General features: G+C 37.6%; 15 protein-coding genes. 11 read left to right on the top strand and 4 right to left on the bottom strand.

Features of this window, described 5'->3' with window-relative positions:
- Positions 1-330: 330 nt before the first annotated feature.
- Positions 331-975 (top strand): uracil phosphoribosyltransferase, encoded by a 645-nt coding sequence (gene upp / locus QM481_RS18895; RefSeq protein ID WP_283382895.1) that lies wholly within the window; start codon positions 331-333, stop codon positions 973-975.
- 98 nt (positions 976-1,073) lie between these two features.
- Here upp and QM481_RS18890 read toward each other — a convergent pair whose 3' ends face one another.
- Together QM481_RS18890 and QM481_RS18885 are read right to left on the bottom strand one after the other, a co-directional pair.
- Positions 1,074-1,673: a 3-keto-disaccharide hydrolase gene (locus QM481_RS18890; protein ID WP_283382894.1), complete on the bottom strand. Its 600-nt coding sequence runs from the start codon at positions 1,671-1,673 to the stop codon at positions 1,074-1,076.
- A 200-nt stretch (positions 1,674-1,873) separates the two neighbouring features.
- Positions 1,874-3,166 (bottom strand): M20/M25/M40 family metallo-hydrolase, encoded by a 1,293-nt coding sequence (locus QM481_RS18885; RefSeq protein WP_283382893.1) that lies wholly within the window; start codon positions 3,164-3,166, stop codon positions 1,874-1,876.
- A 256-nt stretch (positions 3,167-3,422) separates the two neighbouring features.
- Here QM481_RS18885 and QM481_RS18880 point away from each other — a divergent pair, with 256 nt between their 5' ends.
- From QM481_RS18880 to QM481_RS18865, 4 genes are all read left to right on the top strand, one after another.
- Entirely contained in the window at positions 3,423-4,103 is a 681-nt protein-coding gene (locus QM481_RS18880; protein WP_166550522.1) for a response regulator, read from the top strand.
- Between the two features lie 24 nt (positions 4,104-4,127).
- Positions 4,128-5,525 carry a HAMP domain-containing sensor histidine kinase gene (locus QM481_RS18875; protein ID WP_283382892.1) on the top strand — a complete coding sequence of 466 codons (1,398 nt, stop codon included), beginning with the start codon at positions 4,128-4,130 and terminating at the stop codon, positions 5,523-5,525.
- A 442-nt stretch (positions 5,526-5,967) separates the two neighbouring features.
- Positions 5,968-6,909, top strand: a complete 942-nt coding sequence (locus tag QM481_RS18870) for a DUF8428 domain-containing protein (protein WP_166550524.1) — start codon at positions 5,968-5,970, stop codon at positions 6,907-6,909.
- 113 nt (positions 6,910-7,022) lie between these two features.
- Positions 7,023-8,207 carry an endonuclease/exonuclease/phosphatase family protein gene (locus tag QM481_RS18865; RefSeq protein WP_283382891.1) on the top strand — a complete coding sequence of 395 codons (1,185 nt, stop codon included), beginning with the start codon at positions 7,023-7,025 and terminating at the stop codon, positions 8,205-8,207.
- Between the two features lie 192 nt (positions 8,208-8,399).
- Here QM481_RS18865 and QM481_RS18860 read toward each other — a convergent pair whose 3' ends face one another.
- Both QM481_RS18860 and dinB read right to left on the bottom strand, forming a co-directional pair.
- The gene (locus QM481_RS18860; protein ID WP_283382890.1) at positions 8,400-8,750 is read right to left on the bottom strand and encodes a LytR/AlgR family response regulator transcription factor; all 351 of its coding nucleotides are present in this window, start codon (positions 8,748-8,750) and stop codon (positions 8,400-8,402) included.
- A 581-nt stretch (positions 8,751-9,331) separates the two neighbouring features.
- Entirely contained in the window at positions 9,332-10,402 is a 1,071-nt protein-coding gene (dinB, locus tag QM481_RS18855; RefSeq protein WP_283382889.1) for a DNA polymerase IV, read from the bottom strand.
- 136 nt (positions 10,403-10,538) lie between these two features.
- On the opposite strand from dinB, the gene arfB reads away from it, so the two are divergent.
- The 6 genes from arfB to QM481_RS18825 all read left to right on the top strand — a co-directional run bounded on the left by arfB (position 10,539) and on the right by QM481_RS18825 (position 18,462).
- Positions 10,539-10,946 carry an alternative ribosome rescue aminoacyl-tRNA hydrolase ArfB gene (arfB, locus tag QM481_RS18850; protein ID WP_283382888.1) on the top strand — a complete coding sequence of 136 codons (408 nt, stop codon included), beginning with the start codon at positions 10,539-10,541 and terminating at the stop codon, positions 10,944-10,946.
- A gap of 162 nt (positions 10,947-11,108) precedes the next feature.
- Complete coding sequence (locus QM481_RS18845; RefSeq protein ID WP_283382887.1) at positions 11,109-12,146, top strand: agmatine deiminase family protein; 1,038 nt, start codon at positions 11,109-11,111, stop codon at positions 12,144-12,146.
- Between the two features lie 213 nt (positions 12,147-12,359).
- Entirely contained in the window at positions 12,360-13,112 is a 753-nt protein-coding gene (locus QM481_RS18840; protein ID WP_283382886.1) for a hypothetical protein, read from the top strand.
- 139 nt (positions 13,113-13,251) lie between these two features.
- Positions 13,252-15,522 (top strand): peptidylprolyl isomerase, encoded by a 2,271-nt coding sequence (locus QM481_RS18835; protein ID WP_283382885.1) that lies wholly within the window; start codon positions 13,252-13,254, stop codon positions 15,520-15,522.
- Positions 15,523-15,798: 276 nt separating this feature from the next.
- Entirely contained in the window at positions 15,799-17,145 is a 1,347-nt protein-coding gene (locus QM481_RS18830) for a peptidylprolyl isomerase (RefSeq protein WP_283382884.1), read from the top strand.
- Between the two features lie 351 nt (positions 17,146-17,496).
- Positions 17,497-18,462 carry an AAA family ATPase gene (locus QM481_RS18825; RefSeq protein ID WP_166550533.1) on the top strand — a complete coding sequence of 322 codons (966 nt, stop codon included), beginning with the start codon at positions 17,497-17,499 and terminating at the stop codon, positions 18,460-18,462.
- Positions 18,463-18,786 lie beyond the last annotated feature (324 nt).

Below are 18,786 nucleotides of genomic sequence, written 5' to 3'. Positions count from 1 at the left end.
AAAGTGTTTTTTATCTAGTAGATAAAGCCTAAATTTGGCTGATATAACGAATAACTTATCATTTAATCTTAGAGTTTTTTATTATATAATCTATTGAAAATGAAATATTTGTATTTGTTTTTCTGAAATCCTATTGTTTGAGCCGCAGGCGAGTTTAGGATTTCTTGACTTTCTTTTGCGGCCGCCGCGCGGTTACTTTTCTTGTGTCAAGACAAGAAAAGTAAAGAGTGTCAAATAGAAATTTTGTTTGTTTCAACAAATGTCAAATGAAATTTTAAACATATCTCTTCCCTGCTTATATCATCAAAATACTAAAAATCCCAGAGCCTCATGTTTATACTCAATGCCCAAAATTCGATAGCTAATCAATTTTTAGCAGAAATGCGAGACATCACTGTTCAAAACGACTCTATGCGATTCCGTAAGAATATGGAGCGTTTGGGTGAAATTTTGGCGTATGAAATCTCAAAAACCTTAGACTATCAGCCAGCAAAAGTACAAACACCACTGGCAGAAGCATCAACGGAATTATTAACAGAGCAGCCTGTTTTGGTAGCAATTCTTCGTGCAAGTTTACCCTTCTATCAAGGTTTTTTGAATCTATTTGATAAGTCAGAAAATGCCTTTATTGGAGCCTATCGTGGCAAACATCGAGCTGATGAAACTTTCGATATTCAGATGGATTATCTGGCTTGCCCTTCATTGGAAGGCAAAACAGTGATGTTGGTAGACCCTATGTTGGCAACTGGTAAGTCCTTAGTAAAATCCTATCAAGCACTTTTACAATATGGTAAACCCGCCAAATTGATTATTGCCGCTGCTATTGCTGCCCCTGAAGGGTTGGCTTATATTCAAGAACAGATACCAGAAGCATCACTATTTATAGGAGCCAAAGACGAACGCCTCAATGAGAAATTTTATATTATTCCTGGTCTTGGCGACGCTGGTGATTTGGCATACGGTGGGAAACTGTAAAGCCAAAAAACTGGGTAAAAGATAGAAAATTCCATCGGCAAGTACTCGTAGTTTGCTTGCTGATGGAATTTCAAAATCCTATTTCTGTATTGAAGCTTTTATAATTCTACAATATTAATTTTTCTCCATTTTACCCTGATTCCACCGCCAGAGTGAATTTGTAAAGCAATCGAGCCTGAGCGAGAGCCGATTTTTTCATCATCAAGTGTAATCATTTCCACGCCATTGAGCCATGTGGTTACTTTATTGCCTACTACCTTGATTTTCATGGTATTCCATTCGCCCATTTTCAGCGCTTTGTCTTTTTCCTCAGCTGGCTTTATCAACCAACCTCTGCCATAAGATTCGTAAATACCACCAGTTGAGTGCCCTGGAGGTGCTACTTCTGCTTGCCAACCGCTAATTTTGGTTCCTTCGATACTCGAATGAAAAAATACCCCGCTATTACCATCGGCTTCTTGCAAAAATTGAAGTGTCAATTCAAAATCCTTGAAGGTTTTATCTGTTGCCAGATAACCATATTCTTTGTCGGGACCACTTTCACAGATGAGCAACCCTTTTTCTACGTACCATTTTTCGGTTCCATAGATTTTCCAACCGCTAAGGTCTTTTTTGTTGAATAATGATTGTTTTTTTTGTGCAATACCAAAACTGGCGCACGCTACCCACATGAGTAGGAGGAGAGATACTTTTTTCATAGTTAAAATTGGGTATAAATTGAGTAAATGAGTTAAGCGACCAAGTAATGAAGCGCTGAAAATGTTCAATGGCTTACACGCAAAAGTGTCGCTTACTTGAAAGGAAAATTAAAAGATAGAACGTTATAGAATATCCTTTTCTGTGGTAGTATAAAAAAAGGCAAAGAGGAATATATCTCATCTTTGCCTTTTCTTCAAAATTATCTTGTCAATCTGTAAATCAATATAGCAGTGCGCTTGATTAAGGCAGGAAGCTCTTTGATATTGAGGGTTTCGCCAGGGGCATGTGCGCCTTTTCCCGATGCACCTAGTCCATCCAAACAAGCTACATATTCTGCCACATACGAAATATCACCTGCACCTCTCGAACCTGGGTCGCCAGCCTTTACTTCGCCATAGCCCAAATCTTTACTTACTTGATTGAGTTGTGCTAAAATTTGCTCGTTGGCCGCGGTTGGTTCCATCGCAGGAATACCATCTGAGAAACTAATCTCGGCTTTTGTTTCGGTAAGATTTTTGGCTACAATAGCCTTCATAACCTCACGTGCCTTATTTTTTTGGGTTTCGGTCAAAAAGCGTAAGTCGCCATTTACGACTGTTTCTGGTGAAATAATATTGGTTTTTCCTACTGCTGAACCATTGGCTTTTCCTTCGTTGTATTTGATTTCGGCACCGCCTAAAATCATGCCTGGGTTAAAAGTGAGATATTTTTCAGAACTCAATTGCTCTCTAAATTCATTTAGGATACGTGCTGCTTCATAAATTGAGCCATATCCCATTTCTGGACTAAATACTCTTGACGAATGCCCTGTTTTTCCGTAGGTTTTCAATGACCAACCACTTGCACCACGACGAGCTGTTGCCACGGTGTGTAAGCCCACAGCCGTTTCGAATGCCAATGCTACATCATGTGTTTTGGCTCGGTCAATAAAATCTTTACGACTCACAGAGGTTGGTTTGCCTGCGCTTTCCTCATCGCCCGTAAAGTATGCTGTGATGGTGGCATTATCGAGTAGCTTTTGAGCTTGTAATGCTTGAAGTGCGGCTATGACTACGACATCGCCTCCTTTCATGTCATTGACTCCTTGACCTGTGACAGTTGAGTCATTGATATAGGTATAGGGAGAAAAAGTCATTTCTTTTTCAAAAACGGTATCTAAGTGACCAATCAAAAAAAGCTTTTTACCTGCTTTTCCTTTTTTCTCAGCCACCAAATGCCCTGCTCGTTTGAGCGAATCAGGTAGATTGACCCAAGTGGTGGCAAAGCCTATTTTTTCAAATTCTTTTTTAAAAAGATCACCAACTTGTTTTACTCCAGCAGTGTTGAGTGTGCCACTATTGATATTTACAGCATCTTTCAATAATTGCTCGGTTTGAGCAAAATGAGCATCAATATACTGAGCAATTTTTTGTTCAGTCGGATTTAGTTTTTGTGCTTGTGTGCCAAAACTCAAGCCCAAAGCAAGGAGTGAGGGAAGTACGATTTTTTTCATCTAATTTAGAAAAGCGTTTGTTGGTTAAGAATTCAAATACCTAATATAGCTTATAATGGTATTTTTGACAATAAAATAGGTTTTTTCAACGCTTACTTTACTGGATATTTTATTAGAAATTGATTATAAAATGTGTTAAATTAACTCTGAGTAAGTACTTTCGTCCTCTTTTTACGTTTTCAAGCTCCAACACGTAACCATTGTTTCGTATCTGGACTAGAATTTCCTCCCCACTCACTGACTTAACTCAAGGCTTATGAGAATTTTATTAATAGAAGATGAGGTAAAAACGGTTAGAATTATCCAACAGGGTCTCGAAGAGCAACAATACGAAGTAGATGTTGCCTACGACGGTCCGATGGGTTTTCAGTTAGCCTCACGCCATCCTTACAGTTTGATTATTACTGATATTATTTTGCCAGGCTTCAATGGGCTCGAACTATGTAAAAAACTTCGGGAGGCTCAAATCGCCACGCCTGTCCTGATGCTTACGGCATTAGGTACTACCGATGACAAAATTGTGGGGCTCGATGCTGGAGCCGACGATTATCTTGCGAAACCCTTTGAATTTCGAGAGTTGGTTGCACGTATTCGAGCACTTACACGTCGTGGTAGTGCGCCTTTACAAACTACCAACGTACTCAAAATTGCCGACCTCGAAATGGATTTGGATATGAAGTCTGTAACAAGAGGTGGTAAGACGATTCCGTTGACAGCCAAGGAGTTTGGTCTGTTGGAATATTTTATTCGTCACCAAGGTCGAGTGATTTCGAAGGTAGAATTAGCTGAAAAAATTTGGGATGTAACTTTCGACACAGGTACTAATGTGATAGAAGTATATGTGAATTTTTTACGTAAAAAAATTGATAAAGACTTTACAGTCAAGCTACTTCATACGCACATAGGCATGGGATACGTACTAAAGGTGATAAATTAGGTAAATCCTTCAGCAATCCAATATATGAATATCCGTCTCAGACTTACATTTCAGTTTATAGCCCTTGTAACCGCCATTATGATTTTGTTTTCGGTAGGGGTGTATTTTTTTAGTAAACTCTATTTAGAAAAACGTTTTTATAAGCGTCTTCAAAATAGCGCTGTTACGACTGCTACCTTACTATTTGAGATTCAAGCGGCAGATACCACGGTACTGAAACTGGTTAATATTTCGGATAAAGAAATTTTGCACGATGAGTCGGTTTCGGTCTACAGCCAAGCAGAACATAAAATTGTATTTTCGACCAATCAGGGTAATACTATTGTGCATGAGCAAGTATTGCCTAAGGTAACAGCCACACAGGCAAGCTCCTATCTTGAGGCTGGCGCGTATCAAATATTTGGTATGTCTGTACAGTTCAAAGGCGTAAATTATTGGATTGTTGTGAGTGCCATAGATGAAGCAGGAAAAGAAGCTTTATCGGATTTAAGGAAAATTTTGATGGTCATGACACTGGTCGCTATTTTGCTGGTGGGGCTGAGTGGATGGATATTTGCCGATAAAGCGTTGGCGCCTATGTCAGCTATTACGCGACAGGTAAACTCTATTTTTCCTAAAAATATTGGAAAAAGAGTTGAGCACCCAGACCGAGAGGATGAAATCGGTTTGTTGGTAGATACCTTCAATCGGTTACTTGATAGGGTAGAACAAACCCTTTTGACACAAAAAATATTCATTGCAAACGTTTCGCATGAACTCAAAAATCCATTAACCAAAATTTTTTCCCAGCTTGAAATAACTCTGCTACAGCCACGTTCGGTGGAGGTATATCAAAAACTTTTATCGTCATTGAAAGATGATACGCGTACTCTTACACAGCTGACCAATACCTTATTAGATTTGGCAAATACAGCAATAGATTCTAATGCCATTGCCAAAACATCAGTACGCATGGATGAGTTGCTTTGGGATGCCAAAAGTCAAGTCCAAAAATGGCATGAAAATTATCAGGTTCATATTTCCTTCCATGATTTTCCTGAGGAGGAAGATGCTTTGGTCTTAAATGGCAATGAAGCAGCACTGAAAGTAGTATTGATGAATTTGATGGATAATGCTTGTAAATTTTCTGAAAACAATACCGTCAAAGTCGATTTCTCAACCAATGGTTATTGGATAAAACTATCATTCTTTAATGACGGTCCAGCAATTCCAGCCAAAGACCTTCCTAATATTTTTGAACCGTTTTACAGAAGCAACGCTACCGCACAATCGGTAAAAGGTCATGGAGTAGGGTTAACAATAGTACATCGAATTACCCAACTGCATAACGGACACATAGACGTAGAATCGTCTTCAGAGGGCACCACTTTCCGTGTAAGTTTCCCAAGTATTTTAATGCCAGTCCCATTGAGTGATTTGTGATTAAGTGTTTGAGTGATTGTTTTAAAAATGGTAAAGACATTATACTTTAGGTCTAAACAACCTAATAAAATCAAAAAGTGGTTAGGAAATCAATTTCTGACCACTTTTTGATTTTAATAGGTTAAACGACACATTTTGGTAAAATTTTGAAAGGTATTTTGGAATAATATCGTCAACTGTAAGAAAGCTGAAATAGATACTATGTTATAGACAATGAAGATGTTTTTATGAATTCCGAAATCAAAAATCTCTAGTCCACAATTTTTAAGGTCGATTTAAGGTTGATTTAACTCCTCTTTAAAAGCGTTACAGTTATTTTGCTCATGTAAAACGAACGAAAACAGGAACTTATAAATGATTGTGGTAACTAATTTTTTCCTTACTTTTTAAAATTGATTCTTAAAACAATCCCAACCATTCATTTTAAAGCAAATTAATAACTATGGAGAATAATAATAATCAGACCTTCTTTAAGGTAGCATTAGGAGTTACAGTAGGTGTTATCGCTTTGTTGAGTTATTTGTTCATCGGTGCTCGTAACGAAACATTCGAATTACAAAAAGCACTTACGACAAAAGTAGAACAGTTGTCGAGTACACAAATCAAATTAGATTCTATCTCAAAATCATTAGATGAAAAAATCAAGGAAGTTGAGATGTTGGGCGGTAATGTTGCCGAATTAGAAAAAGTAAAAGCTCAATTAGAATCGGATAAGAAGAAATTGAAATCAGATTTGAGTTTTTCTATCCAAAAATACGAAGCTAAAATTAAAGAATACGAAACATTTTTGGCTACCAAAGATGAGGAGTTGACCAAGCTAAGAGAAGAAAATGGTGATTTGATGGCTCGCAACAAAAACTTAGAGTCAGAAAAGCAAGCTGCATTGAGTGAAAACGCTGGTTTGAAATCAGATAAAGATAATTTGAGCAAAACGGTAGCTGATTATACCTCTCAAAATGAGGAATTGAAGCGTAAAGTAACCATTGCTTCGGCCATGAAAGCAACCAATGTTGAGGTATATGCCTTGGCGTCTAATGGTAAAGTGCGTGATGGTGGTCGTTACAAAGCTTCTAAAATTGACCGTTTGAAAATCTCTTTTGGCTTAGCTAGCAATCCTGTTGCTGAAAGAAACAACAAAGACATCTATATCCGTATTATGGACGCTACTGGTGCAGTTGTAAGTGCAGATGGTTCGTCAGGAACGATGCAATACGATGGAAAAGAGTTAGGGTTCACGGTGAAACAAAACGTGTTGTTTGAAAACAACGACCAAAAAGTAGATGTAGTTTACGCCAAAGGATCTGCTTACAAATCAGGAAAGTATTCAATCGAGTTATATTCGGAAGGATTCAAAATCGGTACAGGTACTTTTGAAGTAAAATAGTTTTTTGCCCTTTATTTACTGAGTATATCTAGAACGGTGTAGGCATGCTTACATCGTTCTTTTATTAAACCACTAATTGACCTCTTGAGGTCAATTTCTTAAACACAACACACATGAAGACGCTACACATCACATTTCCCAGACATATATCTATTCTTTATTGGATGATTCGTACTAGCGAAGCATTCGAGACGATGCAGGAATTCGTTAGCTTGTTGTGGACAGCCCTTCGTCGTTATCCTTTCTCATTTGTGGGCTTGAGTTATATGTTTTTGAGTATGGCATTTTGTTATTGGCCAATTTCAGGACATTGGTTTGCAGGATTTATGATGATGTCATTGCCTGTAGCGTTGATTTGGGGTGGTTTAGCATCTATTTTTTTATTGGTTAAAAAACAAAGAGTTGTTGCAACGGTAGGTTTAGTGTGGTGTTTGTTGGCGACGCCTTTAGCTCGTAGATTTATGGGTATTGGAAGCGAAAAACCAATGACCGCTTTGCAAGATGCGAATTCGCTCAAAGTGTTGAGTTTTAACAGTGCTAAGTTTGCGGATTTTCCAAGTGATTTTGCGCAATGGAATGAGCTAGATGCCGATATTGCGTGTTTTCAGGAATATTCGCCTAACGCAACCGTTGAGAAAAACTATGCCGAAAAAGCAGTACTATTAGCAGACGATTTGAATGAGGAGGTTGGCTTGGGACTTTTGTCTAAGTATCCAATTGTGAAGAAATACGGACGTATCTGGAATCGTGAAGGGCAGCCCAATATCAATGGTTACATTGTAGCAGATATAGCTTATAAAGGAGATACCGTACGTGTGGTAAATGTACATTTTTGGTCAATGGGAATTCGTATCAACCAAGCGTTTGATGCACTGAAAGAAGGTAAAATCGCAAGCTTTTTTAGAGAGCTAGGCGATAGTTTTGGAAGACTGAAATTTGGATTTGATTCGCGTTATCAACAAATCGATGAGGTGCAAGAATATGTGGCAGGAAGTCGCTACCCTGTAATTCTTTGTGGCGATTTTAATGAAACGCCTTTTGGTTATGCTTACGGAAAAATGAGTTTATTATACAAAAATGCTTTCGAAGAAGTAGGCAAAGGAATGGGTTTTACGCTAAATCGCCAGCCATATTTTGTAAGAATAGACCAACAATTTTATAGCCATCAATGGGAAATTCAAAGCTGTAAAACCGTTTCATCGGTAGGCTTTTCAGACCATTTTCCATTGATGGCACACTACAAACTCAATAAGCCTGTGGAGTTAAACTCACAAGTACTTGTTGCCAAAGTCGACTAAACAGACAAACTCTATATTAATATACTTTAGGTTGTAAGTCCTAGGCATTAGGCAAAAAAGTTTCTATTATTTCATGAGAAACACTTTTAACTCTTAGCCTATGGCATAAAGCCTAGAGCTTAAAGCTGGCAAAATTAATTTTGCCCACTTACTTACATAAATAAGGGATTAGGCAATTACGCCTAATCCCTTTTAATTTAATACCGATAGTTGCCTTTTCAATTGGCATTTGCGACGTCTTGACAAATTGGCTTTTAGGTTATTGCTCAAGACCAAAGATTCTGTTTTTGAGTCATACCCCAGTAAATGGTCGCAATTGATAATAAAGGTTTTATGAATGCGCTCAAAACTATAATCTTTGAGCATATCCTCAAATAGTTTGATTGTACGAGCGAATATAAATCGTTTGCCATCACTCAAATAAACATGAGTGTAATTGCTATCTGCTTGCAGCATGACAATGTCTTCGATAGCGATTTTAATTTTTTGGAATTTAAAGTCAAGGCTGCCTTGAGAGACGATGCAAAAATTTTCAAAACTCATAGCGAAATAATTTTAAGTGTGTTACAATAAGGACAGACTGTAGATAATGTGAGGTTTTTCTTGCTAAAGTTCAATTGGTAATTTTGGTTACAGGGTTAAAAATCACAGAGTTATATAAGTGTTGTTTGTTAGAAATAAGAGAAAAGTACAGTAACAAAGATAGAAGGCTGTATATTAATAAAATGTAAAATTGTGTGAATGTCGGTTTTTAGTATGTGAAAACCGCTTTAAAGTATGTCAAACGGGTTATTTGAAAGATTCGACAAATCCTGTGTGTAATGCTGTATATGGTGTCTGTGTTTCAAAGCTTGCGAAGATATTGATGTGCTTCGCAATACCTATATTGAGATATAAACTATCTCATTGATTAGCAAAAATGTAGCGCCAGATGCGGTTGTATAAAAGTCGTTGTTATTGAGCATAACAAGACTGTAAAATCTTATTGTTTGTGAACAAAACTGACAAAAACCGTGTGAGTTTTAGGGCGGTAAGAGTTTTTGTTATAAAAAGGTAATTGTTTAATTTCAGAAAAACAAGTTTTTTGCCCTTAATAAATTGAATGTAAGGTGATTAATGCTCTTCTAAAATTCTAATGTGAGTTGTTTCCCTTCCATCTCTTGCTCATTGCTAAGGTTTGAGAGCGAAACTCCTAAAAGTCGAATTCCTTTGCTGGGAGGCATGATTTGGTTTAAAAGTTCGTATGAAATTCTTTCAAATAAAGATACATCAAAAATAGGGGAGAGTGTCGTCCGACTACGAGTCACTATTTGAAAATCGTTGTATTTGACTTTCAGAGATACCGTTCTGCCAAATATCTCATGTTTAGTACAATATCGCCATACATCTTCGATTAAAGGTTCAAGCCCAAGCTGTATTTCGGCACGTGCTTCTAGGTCTTGCATAAAGGTATTTTCAGAACCTACCGACTTACGAATGCGTTCAGGATTTACGATTCTAGTATCAATACCTCTGGCAATTTGATAGTAGTAGCGTCCAATTTTTCCAAAATGTTTTATGAGAAAAGACTCTTCGTATTCTCGTAAATCTTTCCCCGTAAAAATGCCCATTTTGTGCATTTTTTGAGCTGTAACCTTTCCAATACCATGAAAGCGGTCAATGTCTAGGGTTTCTACAAACAAAGGTCCTTGGCTGGGTTTTATAATAAATAGACCATCTGGTTTGTTAAAGTCTGAAGCAATTTTGGCCAAAAATTTGTTATAAGAAACTCCAGCAGAAGCCGTTAGTTGAGTTTGCATCTTGATTTTTTCCTTTATCTCAATCGCAATTTGAGTAGCACTCGCTATACCTTTGAGGTTATTGGTTACGTCCAAATAGGCTTCGTCGAGTGAAAGTGGCTCTATTAAAGGTGTGTATTCTGCAAAAATTTCTCTAATTTGATGCGAAACAGCTCGGTAACTCTCAAAACGAGGTTTGACAAAAATCAAATGGGGGCATTTTTGAGCAGCTATCTTGGACGACATAGCCGAACGAACTCCGTACTTACGTGCTTCATAACTTGCTGCCGCCACAACACCACGCTCGCTCGAACCACCCACAGCCACAGGCTTGCCTTTCAGCGAGGGATTATCCCGTTGCTCGACCGACGCGTAAAAGGCATCCATATCAATATGTATGATTTTTCGAGTTTCCACGTTTGAAGTAACAGCCGCTATTTGAGTTAGTATCCTTCTGATGAGTGCCTTCAAATAACAGATATACCATTAACACATAACATCTTCTAACCAGTTTGAAAATACAGTATTAATTTTAATTCCAGAAAACGACTTTATGAATATTTTAGCAATAGATTTTTTACCCGAACTACAATTCCAAGCCTCACGCAGTAGTGGTGCTGGTGGACAAAATGTGAACAAAGTTTCTTCAAAAGTAGAACTTCGTTTTAATGTAGTAAATTCCCAATTACTCGATGAATCTCAGAAAGCTTTGATTTTACAAAAGTTAAAAAATCAAATAAACTCAGAGAATGAGCTCATTGTAGTATCTCAAGAAGATAGAAGTCAGCTTAAAAATAGAGTGCTTGTTATCAAGAAATTCAAGGCGCTATTGGCAAAGGCTTTGACAGTTGCCCCTAAAAGAAAACCTACTAAACCCACGGCCGCCATGATTGCAGAGCGCTTGAAGGACAAGAAGAAAAAATCTGAAAGAAAGACCCAACGAGGCAAAGTAGCGTATTGAGTGGAGAGGTTACAAAATTAACATCTTATTAAAAAACAAAGTGTAAGTATTTGATATTTAGTGAATTGTTTGTTTTGGCTTGCCCAAGCGAGATATGGCGCGCCGAAAACTCAGGTTACAAGGCAAGGTTTTTGTAACTTTGTGGTTTAAAATGAAGTAGACATGACTCCGAAGCAACAAGGATTTTTTTTCCCGCCTGAATGGCATCCACACGTAGCTACTTGGCTGACGTTCCCACATAATGAAGCATCTTGGCAAGGCAACAAACGCCACCTCATGTATTCACAGTATTTTGGTCTTATCAAAGCAATCTCTAAAGGTGAGAAAGTAGGCTTAAATGTCAATGATGAGACGTTGAAAAATTTCATTTTGGGCGAGTTACCAAAATATGAAATCGACCTTAATCAAATCGAAATTTTAGTAAATCCTACCAACGACGCTTGGTGTCGTGACCACGGTCCTGCCTTCTTGATTAATCCCGAAACCAAGGAGCGAATGATTGTCAATTGGGGCTATAATGCTTGGGGAGGAAAATACCCTCCATTCGACGACGACAATAATTTGCCTACAGCTATTGCCAAACATAGAGGTTTGAATTATGTAACGCCAGGTATTATTATGGAAGGTGGCTCGGTAGAATTTAATGGCGCTGGGACGATTCTTACTAGTCGCGAATGTTTGTTGAACGAAAACCGTAACCCACATTTAACTCAAGGACAAATCGAGCAGTATTTGTATGATTACTATGGTGCCGAACAAGTACTTTGGGTAAATGATGGAATTGTTGGTGATGATACCGACGGACATATTGATGATACAGTTCGTTTTGTCAATGAAGATACCGTAATTACGATGGTAGAGCCGAATAAGGCAGATGACAATCACGAAATTTTGGAAGAAAACCTTCAGTTACTCAAGCAAATGCGTTTGTTGAATGGCAAACAGTTGAATATTGTCGAAATTCCAATGCCAACTCCTGTAATGGTAGATGACTTCAGAACGCCTGCTTCTTACGCTAATTTCTTGATTTGTAATGCAGGAGTATTGGTTCCAACGTTCGATTGTAAAAACGATGACGTGGCTTTAGATATTCTTTCTCAGGTATTTACCGATCGTCCAGTAATTGGATTACCGTCTAATAAAATCATTTGGGGACAAGGTAGTTTTCACTGTCTCACACAGCAAGAACCTGCCGTGTAATTTCATAAGGTATCTCTACTTTAGTATTCGTGCAGAATTATATTTAAGTTTTGTGTGTTAGGCAACAGGCATAAGGCAAAGAGTGTTAAATTGTTTTTTAGTAACGATAGATATGTTTTTGCTGAATGCCCATAGCTGAAAGCTAAAAAATTAAATTTGATTTTGCGTACTTACTTTCGTAAAAATAGAGATACCTATAATTTTTTGCACACCATGAAAAAACAATTAGTGTATTTCGCTTCATTTGGACTTGTATGGGCGCTGGGTGCGTGCAAAACCGCCAAGCCTGTTTCTCAATCCACTTCGCAACAAAACACGCCAGTTGCCGAAACAATTGTGAAAACAGATTACCAAACCCGTATGCAAGTAAAGCAATTGAAAGCCGTAGATTTGGAAGAAGATTTATCCTTTGCCGATGAAATAGTGTTAAATTACACGCTCACGGCTGTTGATGACCAAGGGAAAATCGCTCAAGTCGTTACGGGGTCATTTGGGGTAGAGTCTGTCAAAGCAGGACAAATTCTCACTTCAGAGCGCTTCAAACCCATTGAATTGGTTGTTCCAGAAAATGGGAGATTATTGGTTTCGGTAGTGTTAAATGAAATCGACGATTATACCAAAGCTCAAGAGTTAGTCAAAAAAATCAATGAATTTGGAGGTATTGCCAAAATTCCTGCCGTCATGGTAAGTATTGCAGAGTATCAAACACCATTAGCCATCGTGTTTGGTAGTTTGCAAGCAGCAGGTTTAGGGCTCAAAGCCGCCGAACGTTTTGATAAAGACGACCTTTTAGGGCAAAATACTTTTCAATTGTCAACTCAGGAACTGAAATCAGGTAAAGCACTTTATACCATCCCGCTGGTATTTAAGGGAGAACACCTCAAAAACTCGTTCCATTATGAGCTAACGTATGACCTACAACTCAAACTAATCAAAACTAGTATGCAGAAATCATCTTCCAACTAAGTGGAGCATGATGGGTCACTGCCATGACTTAATCTCAATTTTATTGTTATTTTTGTTTTTTTTGTACAATATTCCACTGTGCTTGCCAGTTAAAATGAACAAGTCAGGAAAGTTTTTCTGATTTAGTATGAATGAAAGAATGAACAAGTTATTTAAAATATACACGGTCATAGCTGCCTCTTTTGCATTGGCGACTCATGAGCAAATGGCTCTGGCGCAAAGCGAAGTGCCTGCTATTACTATAGGATCAAAAACTATTAGTTCAAGAGACCTTGAGCTTACCTACAAAAAGCTTGTCCAGAATGACAGCGTCAAGAAAGAGAACTCTAGAGCATTTTTACAAGATTTTATCAATTACAAACTAAGTGTATTTGCTGCCGAAAAAGCTGGGTTAGATACATCCAGAGCATTTGTCGATGAGCTAGATACGTACCGTAAAGAATTAGCTTTGCCATATCTGACAGATAAAGCGATGCTTGAAAAGTTGATTCAAGAGGCGTATGAGCGTATGAAAGAGGAGGTGCGAGTAGCACAAATCTTTATTCCGATAAGTTCACATGCCACTCCCGCAGATACATTAGCAGCGTATGATGAAATCAAAAATCTTCGTGTTCGAATTTTAAGAGGCGAGGCTTTTGAACAAATTGCCAAAGATTATTCTAAAGATCTTAAATCTGCCCCTCGTGGAGGCGATTTGGGCTATTTGGCGGTGCTAGACAACAACTACGTTTTTGAATCTGCGGCTTATAATACGCCCAAAGGTGAGGTGTCTATGCCCTTTCGTACCGAAAAGGGCTATCATATTATCAAGGTTTTAGATCGTCGCTCTTTTAGAGGTAAGGTGCGTTTGGCGCATATCTTAGTTTCGGTGTCAGCAAGTATGTCTGAAGCTGAAAAAGCTGCTGCCAAAAAGCGTATCGATGATGCCTATGCTTATCTCAAAAAAAATGAGCCGTTTGAAGGTGTATGTCGTACATTTTCAGACGATGCCAGTACCAAATCGAGAGGTGGAGTACTTGGAAGATGGTATGAAGCAGGTACTTTGATTGATGAAAAAATTACCGATTTAGTATTTTCCCTAAAAGAAAAAGGTGATTATACAATTCCGATTCAAACTTCTTTGGGTTGGCATATCTTTAGATTAGTGGAGAAAAAGAGCTTATTGAAATTCGAAGAAATGACTCCTTATATCCGCCAAAAAATCAATGCTGATGCTTCAAGAGGCTCGTTGGCAAGAGGTACTTTGGTGAAAAAACTTTTGAGAGATAATAATTTTCTAGAATATATTTCGGTCAAACAAGATGCTTTTGACAAGTTTTATAAAGACCGTACAGGACAAGAAGATTATTTAGGAAAGACTCTCTTCTCGATTAATTCAAAACCTTACAAGACGAAGGATTTTTATGATTTTGTATTAAAACAACAACGTCAAATGTTGAAAGTGGGCGTTGTGGAAGACAAATCGGTGGAGGTTTGGTACAAACAATTTGTAGAACAAGCCAATATTGCTTTCGAAGAAGCTAATCTTGAAGTTAGATACCCAGAGTTTCGTTCAGTTGTACAGGAATACAGAGAGGGAATTTTACAAAAAGAAATGTATGAAAAGTATGTTTTGGCTCCTTCTTTAGATTCATTGGGTCAAGTGAGATATTTCCAACAAAATCCTGATCGTTATCAATATACCAATCGTGTTTTGGCGAAATTGATTACTACGGATAGAAAAGAAACATTGGAGCAGGCAAAGCAGGTATTACAGAAAGGTCCATATCCGATGAACCGTCGTTTCCCTGAAATTTATTTTGAAAAAGATAAAGCTGACTTTACCCCAGACGCTCAGAAAATGCTGTACGAATTGGCAGTTATCATGATTAAAAATCGTGATTATACGGTCGAAATTACAGGCAATTCTGATGCTGATGAGCCTGAAAATATTTCGGCAGAACGTGCTAGAAACATCGTGAATAGCTTAATCAATAAGGGTATTTCGGCTACGAGAGTTATTGAGAAAGATGATGGTAAATTTAAACCAGCCTCAAAAACTGACCATAGTAAAAATATGCGAGTGTCTATCAAGTTTTTCTCAACGTCGATGGACGATGTGGTAAAAAGATTTAATACTTTAAAACCAAATAGTCTTACCGCAGAAGAACGTTATTTCAAACGTAGTGAAAACGAATTTGTAGATATGGCGAATTGGGCAGTAGGAGAACAGACTTTTGAATCAAAAGGTCGTCAAGTTTGGATAGATATAAACAAAGTAGAATTGCCAAGAGCTAAGACTTTTCAAGAAGCACGAGGACAAATTATCAAAGATTACCAGAAGCAATTATATGATAATTGGATTTCGAAATTGAAAGAACGTTATCCTGTTTCAGTAAACGAAAACGAAGTCCGTCGTATCATTGAATAAAATGTTCGTCGTAAAATAGTGAAATTGTCAACGGAGTTTCTGACGACAGTTTCACTATTTTTTTGTCTTTCAAGTCAATAAATCGTTCCAAAAAAGCCAATTAACATTTTTTAACGGCATCGTCCACAGGTTTAGAGGATAAAAACGCTTAAATTTGTTAATTGAGAACCTAGAATTCTATTCTTTTCAGAATGAATGGCGGTTTTTGAAAGCGAACGAGGTTTGTGCCATGCGATTAAACCTAATTATAAGCATTACATAAGAAATCATATAACAATGAAGAAACCCTTTTATTTACTCTCATTGATGGGTCTGTTACTAGTGATGAGCTTTTCGATGCAAGCTCAATCTTTAGTAATTGATAAAATCATTGCAAAAGTTGACAATCACTATATTCTTAAGTCTGAACTTGAAGCACAGTATCAGCAATATTTGCAAAGCGGACAGGGAAATACGCCTACTCGTTGCCAATTGCTTGAGAGTTTGATTATTGGTAAAGTGATGTTGGCAAAAGCCGAAATCGACTCTGTACTTATCGATGATAAGAAAGTAGAAATGGAGTTGAGTTCTCGTATGGATCAAATGGAGCAACAATTTGGTTCTCAAAAGAACATTGTTGAAGCTTACGGCAAAACAATTGCCTCTTTGAAAGACGAGCTTCGTTCGGCTATTAAAGAACAGCTTACTACTCGCAAAATGCAGGAAAAAATCACAGGCGATGTAAAAGTTACTCCGAAAGAGGTTCGTAAATTTTTTGAATCTATTCCTAGAGACTCCTTGCCATATTTGCCTTCAGAAGTGGAAGTAGGTCATATTGTTCGTTTGGCTAAAGTGACCAAAAATCAAAAGGAGGAGCTTATCAAGAAATTGTTAGATTACAAGCGCCGAGTAGAAAACGGGGAAGACTTTGCAGAATTGGCTAAATTGCACTCTGAAGATTTAGGTTCTGGAAAACGTGGAGGAGATTTAGGTTTTGCTAAACGTGGTCAGATGGTAGCACCTTTTGAGGCTGCTGCCTTGAAATTGAAACCAAATCAGTTGTCGGATGTGGTAGAATCAGAATTTGGTTATCACTTGATTCAATTATTAGAAGTTCGTGGACAGGAATATCACGCACGCCATATTTTATTGCGTCCTGATTATCAGAAAATGGACTTAACAGAGCCAACTAGCTACTTGGATAGTATTAGAGTATTAGTACAACGTGATTCATTGAAGTTTGAAAAAGCTGCTCAATTACACTCTGAAGATAAAGGTACTCAAGATGCTGGTGGTATGTTGATTGACCCTAGTACACGTTCTATTAAAATGCCATTAGATGGTAGTATGGAATCTGGTTTGTATTTTACCTTGGACTCAATGACCGTAGGTACGCTTACCAAGCCTATTCAATATCGTACAGAGGATGGTCGTACAGCTGTCAGAGTATTATATTATAAAGCAAAACACCCACCTCACTTTGCTAACTTAGAAGATGACTTCCAAAAATTAGCAACAATTACGTTGAACAGAAAACGTAACAATGCTATCGAAGAGTGGTTTGCTAAAGCCAAAGGTGAAGTATTCATCTATATTTCGGACGAATATAAGGATTGTAACGTCATGAAAGGCACGGGGCAATAAAGCACTTACAGAGAATAGAATACAACCTAATAATATTTAGAACGGTCAGCTTTATGCTGACCGTTTTTGTTTTCTAAAAACTCGATGAACGACTCAATAACTTTGACATTAAAGACGTTAGCAGACTGATTGGTCGAAAGTTTTGAATAAACCCCACCGAATCACTACAAATTGGCAGGTTATTTGATTAACTTTACGGTACACGCTATTCAATTATACTCTTGCAACTCAAATGATTTATTTGAAGCAATACGTCTAAGAATTACCTCTGTATTCAGAAAATGCCTATTTTTAGGATAATATCATTGAGTAAAAGAGTTCAAAAATCTAAACATAGTTAATATCACAAGCATGGCGCAATACAAGTCGGATGTGGAAGCGGTAAACGCTTTGAAAGAATCTTATCAAAAACTTAGTTCAGAAATCGGTAAAGTTATTATTGGTCAGGAAGACACCGTTAGACTATTACTTACAGCTATTTTTTGTCAAGGACACTGTTTATTAGTTGGGGTTCCAGGATTGGCAAAAACTTTGTTGATTCAAACGATTGCTGAAGCCTTAGACCTCGATTTTAATCGTATCCAGTTTACCCCAGATTTGATGCCTTCGGATATTGTTGGTTCTGAAACGCTCGATAATGAACGTAATTTTAAGTTTGTAAAAGGACCAATTTTTGCCAATATCATTTTGGCGGATGAAATCAACCGTACTCCTCCCAAAACACAATCAGCTCTTTTGGAAGCTATGCAGGAATATGCAGTGACGGTATCTGGTAAAAAATACCCATTGAGCCGTCCATTCTTTGTATTGGCTACACAAAACCCTATCGAACAAGAAGGTACTTATCCATTACCAGAGGCTCAACTTGACCGTTTTATGTTTATGGTCAATTTGGATTATCCATCATACCGTGCTGAGGTTGAAATTGTGAAGAATACGACCAATGCGACTAAATACCAAGTTCAAAAGCAAGTTTCAGGAGAAGAAATCTTAGCTTTTCAAGAATTGATTAGAAAAGTCCCTGTAGCTGATAATGTAGTAGAATATGCGGTAAAATTAGTACACAAAACGCGCCCTAAATCAGAATTGAGCGATGCCGTGACCAACCAATATTTGGAATGGGGTGCTGGTCCGCGTGCTTCTCAAAACTTAATTTTGGCTGCTAAATGTAATGCTTTAATTAATGGAAAATATTCGCCAGATATTGAAGATGTGCAAGCGGTTGCATTGCCAATTTTACGCCACCGTATCGTACGTAACTTCAAAGCTGAGGCTGAAGGTGTTTCTGTAGAAGATATTATCAAGAAATTGGTATAGATTCACTAAATATGAGTTATCTCGAGTTGAGAGATTGAGTCATTTAGCGATTGAGTGATTATGTGAAAATATGGATTCCATCAGTAGAGACGCAATGATTGCGTCTTAAGCCAAATCATATCTAGTATAGTAGCATCAAAAAAGGGGTCGAAAAAATATTTTTCGACCCCTTTTTTGATAAAAACTTGGAGAATAATCCCAATCCTAAAAATTCAGGATAACTCATGTTTGATACAAATTTGTTATGTCTGGCTCGGCTTAAGACGCAAAGCATTGCGTCTCTACAGCTAGAATATCACTCAATCTCAATTCACTAAATTTAAA

This window comes from Flectobacillus rivi (assembly GCF_030056655.1).
Classification (GTDB): domain Bacteria; phylum Bacteroidota; class Bacteroidia; order Cytophagales; family Spirosomataceae; genus Flectobacillus; species Flectobacillus rivi.
Note: the sequence above shows the minus strand (reverse complement) of the source record. Positions and strands in the feature narration are given on the sequence as shown.

Excerpts from the sequence above, each read along its gene's own strand:
- QM481_RS18840 (WP_283382886.1), top strand. The coding sequence starts at position 12,360 with ATGAAAAAACAATTAGTGTATTTCGCTTCATTTGGACTTGTATGGGCG.
- QM481_RS18885 (WP_283382893.1), bottom strand. The coding sequence starts at position 3,166 with ATGAAAAAAATCGTACTTCCCTCACTCCTTGCTTTGGGCTTGAGTTTT.
- QM481_RS18865 (WP_283382891.1), top strand. The coding sequence starts at position 7,023 with ATGAAGACGCTACACATCACATTTCCCAGACATATATCTATTCTTTAT.
- QM481_RS18825 (WP_166550533.1), top strand. The coding sequence starts at position 17,497 with ATGGCGCAATACAAGTCGGATGTGGAAGCGGTAAACGCTTTGAAAGAA.
- QM481_RS18845 (WP_283382887.1), top strand. The coding sequence starts at position 11,109 with ATGACTCCGAAGCAACAAGGATTTTTTTTCCCGCCTGAATGGCATCCA.
- arfB (WP_283382888.1), top strand. The coding sequence starts at position 10,539 with ATGAATATTTTAGCAATAGATTTTTTACCCGAACTACAATTCCAAGCC.
- QM481_RS18870 (WP_166550524.1), top strand. The coding sequence starts at position 5,968 with ATGGAGAATAATAATAATCAGACCTTCTTTAAGGTAGCATTAGGAGTT.
- QM481_RS18835 (WP_283382885.1), top strand. The coding sequence starts at position 13,252 with ATGAACAAGTTATTTAAAATATACACGGTCATAGCTGCCTCTTTTGCA.
- QM481_RS18860 (WP_283382890.1), bottom strand. The coding sequence starts at position 8,750 with ATGAGTTTTGAAAATTTTTGCATCGTCTCTCAAGGCAGCCTTGACTTT.
- upp (WP_283382895.1), top strand. The coding sequence starts at position 331 with ATGTTTATACTCAATGCCCAAAATTCGATAGCTAATCAATTTTTAGCA.
- QM481_RS18890 (WP_283382894.1), bottom strand. The coding sequence starts at position 1,673 with ATGAAAAAAGTATCTCTCCTCCTACTCATGTGGGTAGCGTGCGCCAGT.
- QM481_RS18830 (WP_283382884.1), top strand. The coding sequence starts at position 15,799 with ATGAAGAAACCCTTTTATTTACTCTCATTGATGGGTCTGTTACTAGTG.
- QM481_RS18880 (WP_166550522.1), top strand. The coding sequence starts at position 3,423 with ATGAGAATTTTATTAATAGAAGATGAGGTAAAAACGGTTAGAATTATC.
- QM481_RS18875 (WP_283382892.1), top strand. The coding sequence starts at position 4,128 with ATGAATATCCGTCTCAGACTTACATTTCAGTTTATAGCCCTTGTAACC.